The organism is Bacteroidales bacterium (assembly GCA_023229505.1).
Lineage (GTDB): Bacteria > Bacteroidota > Bacteroidia > Bacteroidales > JAGOPY01 > JAGOPY01.
In genome coordinates, this window is record JALNZD010000018.1 from 33494 (window position 1) to 46189 (window position 12696).

Sequence of the window (12696 nt, forward strand, 5' to 3'; positions counted from 1 at the left end):
CATTAAAACTATGAAAAAAATGCGATTGATTGCTGGAATTTTTACTGTGCTGGCTCTCACAGCCGTTATCTTCACTGCCTGTAAAAAGGAGGAAAAGAAGCCTTTGCCCGATGCAAGTTTTTCCTTCGTGGCATCCGGTGACGGAAGAACCATCCAGTTTACTAACGAATCTACCGATGCTGCCACCTATGAATGGGCTTTCGGTGACGGCCAGACTTCAACAGAAGAAAGTCCTTCCCACACCTATCCTGATTATGGCCCTTTTACCGTAACCCTGACAGCAACCGGTGACGGCGGAACGGATGAATTCAGCTATACACTTACTGTAACAAAAGCCAGCCCTGTTAAACTGGATGACAACAGTTTTGATGACTGGAATGATATTGATTATGCTTTCCAGTCAGTGGATAACAGTGGCGGTTTGATTGAAAAAGTTAAAGTGGATTATGATGGCGAATTTATCTTCTTCTGGATGGAAGTGAAAGATAATATTACTGATTCTCTGCCTACCGGAATCCATTTCGACCTGGATAACGATACCCTGACAGGTTTCCTCCCATGGACCAACCCCGGGATTGGAACCGAGTTCTATATTGAAGCAGGTATCACCAGCACTTCATGGTCTACGGCCTTTATGTTCGATAAGGATGCTGCATCTCAGAATGACTGGTCCTGGATCGAAAAGTCAGTGACTGATTATATCCTCTATGGATATCATGTACAGGTCGGAGATAAAGTGCAGGTTGAATGGGCGATCAGGAAAAACAAGCTGGATGCCGTAACTACTAATGGTAATGTGGTGATGGGCAACAAGGTTACGATAATCATCAATCATTACTATGAATGGGAACCAGCCGGTTTCTTCCCCGGTAATGGTGAAAATGCTTTTGTGCTGGAAATGCTGTAAATTTTCTAATAATAGAGCAATTTTTGTATGAGTGAAAAGGCTGCCCTTCGCGGTAGCCTTTGCCTCTTTAACTGGTTTTCCTTAATTATTCAAGACACTGCTGAAAAATGATGAACTTAGAAAAATCCTTGACACTATTCCTGGCTTTAATCCTTGTTCAGATGAGCTATAGCCAGGCTTTTAACCATGTGGATTACCAGGGTCATGATTCCCTCATTTGTAATCCTGAAAGGGGGTTTATGCATTTTTCAAAAGCATACTCTATCGGATCATACAACAATCTTGATCTGGCTGATCTTTTTAGTTACAGGGAAGAAGGCATCACATTGATGTTCCGATATTTTGATCTGGAAAATTTCACTGCTTCCGATATATCAGGCGATTACCTGATCGGGATGAAAAAAGATTTTGAAATCTTGCGGCAGGCCGGAATGAAGTTGGTCATGCGTTTTTCCTATTGCGAAAGCATGACTAAACCTTATGGTGATGCCCCCATTGACATTGTGCTTCGTCACATTGAGCAGGTCAAACCCATTTTGCAGGAGAACAGCGATGTGATCCTCGTTGTCCAGGCCGGATTTATAGGGGCATGGGGAGAATGGTACTACACCGACCATTATGCTTTTTCCCCGGGAGTTATTTTCCCTGAACACTGGGCACTCCGGAGACAGATCGTCAATGCCCTGCTGGATGCAGTTCCTGCATACCGGATGATTGAAGTCAGGACCCCGGGTTACAAGCAGAAGCTGCTTGAGAATGACCAACCGGTTAGCGAACAGCAAGCATACTCCGACCTCCCCATTGCACGCATCGCCCACCATAACGATTGTTTCGTATCCAGCCCGGACGACTACGGCACTTATGATGATACCCTCGTCGAAAAGCCTTACCTGGAAGCAGATACACGATATACCATGATCGGCGGAGAAACCTGCAATCCTTACCCGCCTTATTCTGATTGCCCCAATTCGTTGCATGAAATGCGACGGTTCCATTGGACTTACCTCAATATGGATTACAATGTTCAACTGCTGAATGGATGGAGGACTCAGGGTTGTTTCCCGGGGGTTGAAAACAAACTTGGCTATCGCTATCGCCTGGTTGAAGCTGATATCCAGGATAGCGCCCGAGTGGGGGGTGAATTCCAGGTTAACCTGAAACTTATCAACGAAGGATGGTCAAATCCTGTCAATCCCAGGAAGATTGAGCTGGTGATCAGGAACCAGGCAAACGGCAAGGAATATGTATATGATATCAATGAAGATATTCGCTTTTGGCCCCTGGTTGAAGAGGTGACACTAAGCATTAAGGCCGGCATTCCACAGGGATTGGAGCAGGGCGATTACCAGGTCTTTCTCAACATGCCTGATCCTGAAATATCCATACGTTTTCAACCAAAATATTCTATACGGACAGCTAATATCGGCACGTGGGAAGATGCAACGGGACTGAATTCTCTTCTTTCGGAGTTCATAGTGGCAGATAACGCGGCTCTGCCCGGTTATAACGGTTCGGGTTTTTTTTACCCAAGGAAAGCCGTAATCATTGAAGCCGCATATATCAAGGTCGACGGCCTGGCAAATGACTGGGAAAAAATTGGAATTGCCTGCGAAATTCCAGATCAGCCTGCAGGGATCTTCAAAGCTTATAACTCTGGAGATTCACTCTACTTCCTGATCCAGGGAAGTGACCTTCAACAGGACTACCAGTTTTTCATCGATGCCGATAATCTTGAAAGTACCGGTTATTTTGCCTGGCAATGGAAACCAAACGGCGCCGACTACCTGGTTGAAAACGGGCTGCTTTACAAACATACCGGCGGTTCCGGTGAATGGAGCTGGGAACTGATCACAGATATTGTATCAGCGCAAAATGCGTCAGCCATTGAAACCGGGCTGGCCATAGCCGATCTTAACGGCATTGCCCTGGGGTATCAATACAGCGCTGCTTTTGTAAACGATCCCCAAAATACGGTGCTCGCCAGCTATCTTCCGGCAGAAAATTCCTACTTCATTCAGCTCAACCGGTTGTTGCCCCCCGCTCAGGGTATCAGATGCACGGGTTATGGCGACAAGGTTATTGCCTACTGGCCGGGATCTTCTGATGAAAATGTCTATCATGTTCTTGAAAGAAGCGCGAATAATGCCGACTATGAGCAAGTGGCGATTCTTAAAAATAATGGCATCACCTTTACTGATGCCAACCTTGCCGAAAACACACCGTATCAATATCGTGTTTACCGTACCAATGGAATTTCGGTCTCCCCCGCCACACAACCTTTTTCCATCACCACTTCTGAAGCTACGCCATATTTCATTGACATCGTTACCGATGGCGATGCAAGTGACTGGTATATCATCCCTCCGATTGCCACCGGTTATGATCAGCAACTTAATGCCCTTCGTCTGGTCAATTATGGGGATAGTATATTTTTCAGTTTGGAAGGCCCGGAAATTATCAGCAGTTATAAATTATACCTGAATACTGACCGCAGCGTTGAAACGGGCTTGCCAAATTACCTGGGCAATGCTGAAGGTTTTGATTATAAGATCATTAATGATTCTCTTTTCAGTGCAGTGGCTGATACATGGAATTTCTTGAAAAAGATATCATCCGTTACTTCAGGAAATTTTCTTGAAGGTGGCCTGAGGATGGCAGAAGTCGCAATGGTCAATGCAGGAAGCGCCTATGTTTCTGCGCATGTTAACGATTCTGACCTGCCACAGACTGAGCCCCAGGCAGAGTTTATCAAATTACCCCAGCCTGGCGTCCCGCTGTACTTTAATGTGAAGAATTCCCAATCTAATCCCGATACGCGTATTGTTATCGAATGGAGCAGGCCGGGTAACTGCCAGGGTTTTATCATTGAAAGATCGGTTGGCGACAGCGTGCATTTCAAAACACTGGTTGATCTGCCATACAGCGAAACTTACTATCACGATAATACCGTTCACCCGGACACAATATATTTATACAGGATGTATTCCTACTCCTCACTGAACCGGTCGGCGTACACGGTTATTTATGGCGGTTATCCCGGACAGATCTATGGAATCAGCGAATCATCTTTCAATGCCGCACAGGTAAAAGTCTATCCTAATCCTTTCAGGGGTTCAGCAAAAGTTGAAGTCTGGATGCGCTATCCTGCGCCGATAAATGCAGAGGTATTGAGCATTACGGGGGAAAAAATCCTTGATCTATATAGCGGTAAAACTGAAAGATATAATTACTTCGACATCAGGGATGGGTTATTAAAGCCGGGGATTTATTTCATACGTATAACCGGTGAAAATCTCAACATCAGCGAAAAGATCATTGCATATTAGCTTTTTCTCCGTCAGGCGATAAGCACTTTAACCCCTGAATCCTCCAATATACTTTTATCTTGTGCTGAAATACCTTCATCAGTCACTACCACATCGATCCGGCTGACAGGACAGATCAGGGCAAGGCTTTTCCGCAGGAACTTGGATGAATCGGCAACCAGGATCACTTCCCGCGAGATTTCGATCATGATCTGGTTCAGGTAGGCCTCTTCCACATTCGGTGTGTAGATGCCCAGGCGTACGTCAAAACCGTCGACCCCTATAAAAACCTTATCGACATAAAAATTTTTGAGGTTTTTTTCGGCAAGGGGCCCAATGAGGGAATGTGAATTCTGACGAAGGTATCCGCCCGGGATGATAAGTTTGACATTCGGTTTGCCGATCAGGTTATTGGCGATATTCAATGCATTGGTGATCACGGTGATCTCTTTCAGAGGGGGAAGGTTTTTAACAACTTCAGCTGTGGTAGTGCCGGAATCCACAATAATAGTATCCGATTCGTGGATAAGTGAAGCTGCTTTTTTACCGATCCGGACTTTTTCAAAAAAATGAAGCTTGGTTTTTTCGGAAAGCCCCGGGTCCATGCCCACAAAATGTTCGAACCTGATCGCCCCGCCTCGTGCACGTAAAAGAAGATTTTTCTCTTCTAATGATTTTAGGTCATTCCTGACCGTAACCTCGCTTACATCAAATAATTTGCTTAGTTCCGGGATATAAATCTCGCCTTTCTCCGAAAGCATTTCCAGTATCCGCTTCCGGCGCTGGATCGTATTGTTATTATCGTCCTTGGACATGTAAGAGTATTTTAAGTTAATCCACTGTTAAATTAAAAAATATTATGTTACAAAACGTATTATTTTTTATAAAAATATCTTTTCGCAACTATTTATAAGATTATTTCTTTCTTTTTCGTTTTTTTTTAATTTTATTTTCTTTTATTTTCATTATATTTGTTTTATTAAATTGATCTGAAATTCAATGGAACATCTTGGAATAGATGAAAGCGTATTGATCGGAAGAGGGGCAATCAATACCGCCAGGGAGATCGAGGGACAACCGGTATTGTGGAAAAAGACCTGGCAGAAGATAGCCAATGAATCAGGGGACATCAGTTCATTTCTCGGAGAAACACTGCCTCAGGTGCAGCGTATTATTCTTACCGGGGCAGGTACCAGTGCATTTATCGGGTTGAGCCTCAAAGGTAAATTTCAGAAAGCATTTGGAAAGATTACCGAAGTAATTCCCACCACTGACCTGGTATCCAACCCCGAAGATTTCCTGATCAGGGACGTGCCAACCCTCATGGTTTCCTTTGCGCGTTCGGGTAACAGTCCGGAAAGCGTGGCTGCCGTCATGCTCGCTGATCAGCATGTCAGTAAATGCCATCATCTTTTCATCACCTGCGATCCCAGCGGGAAACTTGCCCGTCATGCAACCCGGCTGAAAAATCACCTCATCCTTATGCCCGAAGAGGCTAATGATAAAAGTTTAGCCATGACAGGAAGCTATTCATCAATGCTCCTGACGGGCATATTAATAGCTGAAATTGATTTAATCCGGGAGAACGAACAAATTGTCAATACCTTATCAGAAATCAGCCGGCTTTTTATTACTTCAAAACTGGAAATAATTCGTAAAATAGCTGAAGCCGATTTCGACCGGGCCATTTTCCTTGGCTCCGGGCCTTTATATGGTGTGGCAACAGAGTCACATCTCAAACTTCAGGAACTTACTGATGGAAAAGTCATTTGCAAACACGAATCCTTTCTTGGCTTCCGGCACGGACCAAAAGCCGTCACTAACAATAAAGCACTTATCATTTACCTGCTTTCAAACAATAGTTACGTCAGAAAATATGAAATCGACCTGATACAGTCCATGGCCAAAGGGCAGCAGGCCCTTATGGAAGCCGGGGTCAGTGAAACACGTTTTAATGAGCTTCCTTTGGATCATTTCTTATATTTTTCCGAAGATGAAGTTAAACTTACTGATGAGTATTTCTGCATGGCAAGTATATTACCGGCGCAGCTAATTGGTTTTTTTAAATCCTGGAACCTCGGTCTGAGCCCTGATGCCCCATCAACAAGCGGCGCTATTTCACGGGTTGTTGAAGGGGTGAAGATCTATGGCATATAGAATTAAAAATTGAAAATTGAAAATTGAAAATTGAAAATTGAAAACTCAGAACTCAGAACTCCAAAGATTGAAAACATGAGTGCTGGCGAAATACATGGTGAAGTGCCGCTAATGGAGCAGATTCTGCTCAGGATAAAAGACCTGGAAAAAGAAACGGGTATTAAAAGAACGATTTTAGCTGCTTGTCCGAATTCCCGCGCTGTGATCAAAGCTGCACTGCGTTCAGCCAAGCGGTGCAACGCTCCCGTCAAATTTTCCGCAACCCTCAACCAGGTCGATCTGGATGGCGGATATACCGGGTTCACACAACAGGAATTTGTCAACTTCATCCGGCAGGAAGCCCTGGTCATCAACCTCACAGGTCCGGTGATCATAGCCATCGATCACGGCGGGCCCTGGCTGAAAGATAGCCAGCGTCAGGGAAGATGGCCGTACGATGCAGCAATGGCAGCCATTAAAGAATCTTTCGAAGCCGCAATCGATGCGGGTTACCATCTTATACATGTCGATCCGACGATTGATATTAACCTGCATGATAATGAAATAATCAGCATTGAGGTGGTCGCCCAAAGAACTGTCGAGCTGATCGCCCATGCAGAGAATTATCGCCGCAGGAGACATTTGCCCCGTATCTCCTATGAAGTAGGAACAGAGGAAGTCCATGGCGGCCTGGCTAACATGAAAACTTTTACACGTTTCCTCCGGCTCTTGAAAGAAGGTTTATATGAGAAAGCGTTTAACGATACCTGGCCCTGCTTTATCGTCGGAAAAGTCGGGACAGACCTTCATACTACCTTATTCGATCATGAGGTGGCATGGACCCTGGCTAAGATCGCAGCCGATTATAACAGTTACATAAAAGGGCATTATACAGACAATGTCGAAAACCCGGAAGATTATCCGGAATCGGGAATGGGCGCGGCAAACGTAGGTCCTGAATTCACCGAACGGGAATATGACGGGCTGATGGAGCTGGAAGCTTTAGAAGAAAATCTGATCAGGCAGGATAAAATAAAAGATGCAGGACAAATAAAAAAAACTTTGCGGGAAGCAGTTATCGCATCCGGGAGATGGAAAAAATGGCTCCAGGCAGGTGAAAACCAGGAAGATTTTAACTCGCTTGATCCCGGAAGGCAGGAATGGCTTATCAAGACGGGTTGCCGGTATATCTGGGAAAACCCGGAAGTAGTATCTGCCAGGGAAAAATTATATCTGAACCTGAAAAAATCCGGCATTGACGGTGAAGAAATTGTCCTTTCCCATATCGAACATGCAATGGAAAAGTATTTCTTTAAGTTTAACCTTTTCGACCTGAATAAGTACCTTTAAGGTGCTTAATCCCAAAAAATATGAACCTTCTACAAGAATCAGCATGCGAATTTAACGTCCTTGTCGCAGGAGAGCTAAACATCGACCTGATTTTCAATAATATCGAAATGTTCCCTGAAACAGGCAAAGAAGTCCTTGCCGGCCAGATGGTATTGACCCTCGGCAGCAGCTCAGCTATTTTCGCCAGCAACCTGAGTTCGATGGGTTCAAAGGTCGCTTTTGCAGGTATGATCGGACGGGATATTTTCGGTGAACTTGTTTTGAAGTCTTTGGAAGAAAAAAGAGTAAATACGCGTTTCCTGCTGAAGTGTTCTGAATTGAACACAGGAGCTACGGTGGTGATAAACCAGGAGGAAGACCGGGCCATGCTCACTTATCCCGGTGCGATGAATGATTTGTCGGCAGATGATATTTCTGATGAAATGCTCGCTTCCGCAGGCCATTTGCATGTCAGCTCGATATTTCTCCAGCCAGGTTTACGGAAAGGAATAATTGGGCTGATGCAAAGAGCAAAAAGATCAGGCCTCACAACTTCCCTCGACACCCAATGGGACCCGGAGGAAAAATGGGGGCTACCATTGGAAGAGCTGCTGCCACTGGTTGACGTATTCCTGCCCAATATGCAGGAATTCCTGAATCTGAGTCGTTCGGCCGCCCTGACAGAAGGTATTGAAAAAATGGCTTCCCGTTTAAATATCTTAGTGGTGAAAGATGGCAGTAACGGTGCCTATCTTTGGCATAAAGGCCATTTGGTGAACCGGCCCGCTTTCCTGAACCCGGATGTGGCAGATTGCATCGGTGCAGGGGATAGCTTCGATGCCGGTTTCATTCACTGTTTTATCCATGGGGACCCTTTGGAAGATTGTCTCCGGTATGCTACGCTTATGGGGGCTATTAACACAACAAAACCGGGCGGGACAACTGCTTTTACAGATAAGCAGGCTATCCGGCAGATTGCCCGTGATCGCTTTAATATGGAGATATAGACTGATGAAATTACAGGACAAACTGCAATCTTTGAGCCAGGAAAGGAAAGCCATCCTGGCCGTAAACTTTTATAATTTTGAGACCCTCAGCGGCATTTTGCGGGCAGCTGCAAAAGTCAATCAACCCATTATCCTGCAGGTATCAGAGAGCACCATCCGTTACCTGGGTTTAAAAATAGCAAATTCGCTGGCCCGCACAGCCCTGGCCGATTACGGGGTGACCGGCTGGTTGCACCTTGACCATGGCAGTTCGCCGGAAATCGCACGCAAATGTCTTGAAGCGGGCTTTGATTCGGTAATGATCGATGCCAGTGAAAAGCCATTTAATGAAAATGTCAGGATCACCCGGCAGGTCGTTGAGATGTCATCTCAATTTGATGCCAGCGTAGAAGCAGAATTAGGCTATGTTGCCAAGCTTGGCCAGTCGCAGGGAGATAGCAAATATACGCAACCCTCGGAAGCCAGCCGATTCGTTGAGCTGACCGGCGTAAACGCACTGGCGGTGGCTATTGGCACGGCTCACGGTTTCTACAAATCAGCGCCTGAGCTTCAGATCGCACTACTCAAACAGATCCGGCAGGCAACACCTGCTGCCCTGGTTCTGCATGGCAGCTCCGGGATACCGGACGAAATGCTCCGGGAGGCCATCCATGCCGGCATCTCCAAAGTGAACCTTGCTACGGAATCAAAAAATATCTTCATGAAAACTTTGAAAAATGAACTCAGGCAAACTGATGAGATAGACCTCCGTAAAGTATTCCCCGTGGCCATCGAGGCGGTGACAAACCTTATCGGTCAAAAAATTAAAGTTGTTTATTAATCAATGTTTGAAATTATGAAATTTACATATTTTCCCACTCTCCTTGTATGCTTCATTACCCTGGCAGGATCGGCCCAGAACCCAGACACATTGCGCCTGAAGAACTTCCGGCCTGTTTCGATCTATAATATTCCCATTACCAAAGTTGACCAGGCCCGCTTCCCGGTTATCGATATGCACTCCCACGATTATGCAAAGACCGACCAGGACATTCAGACCTGGATCAATAACATGGATAAATTCGGTATTGAAAAGACCATCATCCTTTCCTGTCAAACCGGCCCGGCTTTCGATTCAGTTTTAGCCAAATATGCGGCTTATGGCGACAGGTTTGAAGTATGGTGCGGGTTTGATTATACCGGTTATAACAGCTCCGACTGGCCGGTCAATGCATTGAAAGAACTGGAGCGGTGTCATAAACTAGGGGCGAAAGGCATCGGTGAATTGGGTGACAAGGGATTGGGACTCGTATATTCCAAGCCTACCCCGGCTTATGGCATGCATATCGACGATCCAAGGATGAAACCCCTCCTGCAAAGATGCGGTGAATTGGGAATACCCATCAATATTCATATTGCCGAACCTTACTGGATGTACCTCCCGGCTGATTCAACCAATGATGGATTAATGAACGCCTGGACCTGGAAAATAGACCTTACCAAAGAGGGTATCCTCGATCATGGTGAAATGATCACGACACTGGAGAATGCTGTCAGGGATAATCCCAAAACGACATTCATCGCATGTCATTTTGCCAACTGCTGCTATAACCTTGAAATCCTTGGGAGATTGCTTGATCAATACCCAAATCTTTTTGCAGATATCTCTGCCCGTTATGCTGAAACTGCGACCATCCCCCGATATATGGCTGCTTTTTATGACAAATACCAGGATCGCCTGCTTTATGGAACCGATATGGGTTTTGAAGATGCGATGTATGAAACTACCTTCAGGGTCCTGCAAACCCCGGATGAACATTTTTACAGGACGGAGCAATTCAACTATCATTGGGCCCTTAACGGGTTTGACCTGGATGACGAAATCCTGCAGAAATTATATAAAACAAATGCCGTTATAGTCATGAAACAAGCGGCTAAGAAATAATTAAAGGAAAAATGAAAAGATGAAAAAGACAGCTATTTTATTTTTTACTATCATTTCGGCAATCGCGCTTTTATTCCCGGGTTGCAAACCGAAAGAAATAAAGATTGTTTCCGGGAATCTTGAAATAACCATCGACAATAAGATGAAAAGCGCTGTCAACAGCACCTTTCCCGGAGCCGAACCTTTCATGGATCAGCCTCAGCCTTCGGAATATCTTGTGACAAAGCATTTAACGATGTTAGATTTTGCATTGACCTCCTTTAAAGAAGAGGAAAATTCAGACAGTATCGGAAAGGGGAAAAAGTTCATTGTAACCGGAACGTTTGAAAAAGATGACTATTCACTGGAAAAACAGGTTATTATAAGGATTTATAATGGATTTCCAGGTATGGCTGTTTATAACGTCCGGTACCGGAATACCGGAAACAGGGAAATACAGGTAAGGCAATGGATTAATAACCATTATGAGATATTATCACCCAACGACCAGCCGCGTTTCTGGTCATTCCAGGGAGGGACCACTAATGAGAGAAAAGACTGGGTCTTACCCATTGATAAAGGTTTTTACCAGCGGAATTACCTCGGCATGACCAGCTCGGATTATGGCGGTGGCATACCTGTAACGGATATCTGGCGAAAAGACGCCGGTATCGCAATTGGCCATACTGAATTAGTTCCCAGGGAACTCTCCTTACCCGCAGATATGGATAAATACTCGGAATCCATTGAGATCGGCGTGGAATATGAATATCCTGGTGGATTAACCCTGGCAGAAAATGATATTCTGACAACAGATGAGACCTTCGTCATGGTTCATCAGAAAGACTATTTTTCATCCCTCCAGCTTTTCACCAGGTTCATGAAGGCAAAAGGAATCCGGTTTGCAGAAACTGAAGAAGACGCGTACGGGTCGATGTGGTGTGCCTGGGGGTATGAAAGAAATTTTACCCTTGATGAGATAATCGGTACTTTGTCGAAAGTTAAAGAATTGGGGATCAGATGGGTAGGTATTGATGATGGTTTTCAGATTGCAGAAGGGGACTGGAACCTTGACCCAAAAAAGTTTCCGAATGGAGACATTGACATGAGGCGACTGGTGGATCAGATCCATGCCCAGGGCCTGAAAGCCATGATCTGGTGGTCGCCGCTTGCTGCCGATCCGGGAAGCCGCATCCTCCGGGAAGATCCTGATGTATTGCTTTATAATGAAGACTGGTCACCGCGTTACATTACCTGGTGGGATGCCTGGCTGATGTCACCGGCGTATGAAGGGACCAGGAAACATACCCGTGAGGTATTAGACATGTTCCTGAAAACCTGGGATTTCGATGGCATCAAGATCGATGGGCAGCATGTCAATGCCGTCCCTGCCGACTATCAACCGGATCATGGACTGGAAAACCCGGAGCAGTGTATTGAAAAACTTCCGGAATTCTTCAGCATGGTACTTCATCATGCCCGTGAAATTAAGCCAAATGCTGTCATTGAGATTTGTCCATGCGGATGTTGCATGTCGTTCCACCTGATGCCATACCTGAACCAGGCAGTTTCTTCCGATCCGAAAAGCAGCTGGCAGGTCAGGCTAAAAGGCAAGACTTACAAGGCGATAATCGGCCAGACCGCTTATTACGGTGACCACGTTGAATTGATGGATAACGCGAATGATTTTGCAACGCAGATGGGGATTGGGGCCGTGATGGGCACAAAATTTACCTGGCCTGAGGATAATCCGAAAGCGAGCGCCAGCTATCTGCTTACAGCAGAAAAAGAAGAGATATGGAAGAAATGGTTTGGCTTGTATAATCAGAAAATGCTACCGACGGGAAATTATCTTGGCGGGCTTTATGATATTGGATATGATAAGCCGGAAGGTCACGTGATCCAAAAAGGCGATACGATTTTCTATGCTTTCTATAGTCCGGATTGGAATGGGAGCATTGAACTGAGGGGACTGGATGCGGGCGGGCAGTACAGGGTGATTGACTACGTCAATTCTATCGATCTTGGCATGGTTAAAGGGAGTAAACCAATTATAGATATTGGCTTTAAGCAATATTTATTATTGGAGGTTTATCCCGAATAATTTTA

At 45.3% G+C, this 12696-nt stretch carries 9 protein-coding genes; 8 read left to right on the forward strand and 1 reads right to left on the reverse strand.

Going from position 1 to position 12696, the window contains the following annotated elements:
- Positions 1–10: 10 nt before the first annotated feature.
- Positions 11–907, forward strand: coding sequence for a PKD domain-containing protein (locus M0Q51_08160; GenBank protein ID MCK9399949.1), 897 nt, complete (start codon positions 11–13; stop codon positions 905–907).
- Positions 908–1014: 107 nt separating this feature from the next.
- Positions 1015–4233: a DUF4832 domain-containing protein gene (locus M0Q51_08165; protein ID MCK9399950.1), complete on the forward strand. Its 3219-nt coding sequence runs from the start codon at positions 1015–1017 to the stop codon at positions 4231–4233.
- Between the two features lie 11 nt (positions 4234–4244).
- Here the strand turns inward: M0Q51_08165 and agaR are convergent, their stop codons facing one another.
- Entirely contained in the window at positions 4245–5027 is a 783-nt protein-coding gene (gene agaR, locus M0Q51_08170; protein MCK9399951.1) for a transcriptional repressor AgaR, read from the reverse strand.
- A 184-nt stretch (positions 5028–5211) separates the two neighbouring features.
- Here agaR and M0Q51_08175 point away from each other — a divergent pair, with 184 nt between their 5' ends.
- The 6 genes from M0Q51_08175 to M0Q51_08200 all read left to right on the forward strand — a co-directional run bounded on the left by M0Q51_08175 (position 5212) and on the right by M0Q51_08200 (position 12691).
- Positions 5212–6369 (forward strand): SIS domain-containing protein, encoded by a 1158-nt coding sequence (locus M0Q51_08175; protein ID MCK9399952.1) that lies wholly within the window; start codon positions 5212–5214, stop codon positions 6367–6369.
- 75 nt (positions 6370–6444) lie between these two features.
- On the forward strand, positions 6445–7698 hold the full coding sequence (locus M0Q51_08180; GenBank protein ID MCK9399953.1) for a class II D-tagatose-bisphosphate aldolase, non-catalytic subunit: 1254 nt from the start codon (positions 6445–6447) through the stop codon (positions 7696–7698).
- 20 nt (positions 7699–7718) lie between these two features.
- A complete protein-coding gene (locus M0Q51_08185) occupies positions 7719–8684 on the forward strand; it encodes a carbohydrate kinase family protein (protein ID MCK9399954.1) in 966 nt (321 codons plus the stop codon).
- Between the two features lie 4 nt (positions 8685–8688).
- Positions 8689–9504, forward strand: coding sequence for a class II fructose-bisphosphate aldolase (locus M0Q51_08190; GenBank protein ID MCK9399955.1), 816 nt, complete (start codon positions 8689–8691; stop codon positions 9502–9504).
- A gap of 15 nt (positions 9505–9519) precedes the next feature.
- Positions 9520–10608 (forward strand): amidohydrolase, encoded by a 1089-nt coding sequence (locus M0Q51_08195; GenBank protein MCK9399956.1) that lies wholly within the window; start codon positions 9520–9522, stop codon positions 10606–10608.
- A gap of 19 nt (positions 10609–10627) precedes the next feature.
- The gene (locus tag M0Q51_08200; GenBank protein MCK9399957.1) at positions 10628–12691 is read left to right on the forward strand and encodes an alpha-galactosidase; all 2064 of its coding nucleotides are present in this window, start codon (positions 10628–10630) and stop codon (positions 12689–12691) included.
- Positions 12692–12696: the final 5 nt, after the last annotated feature.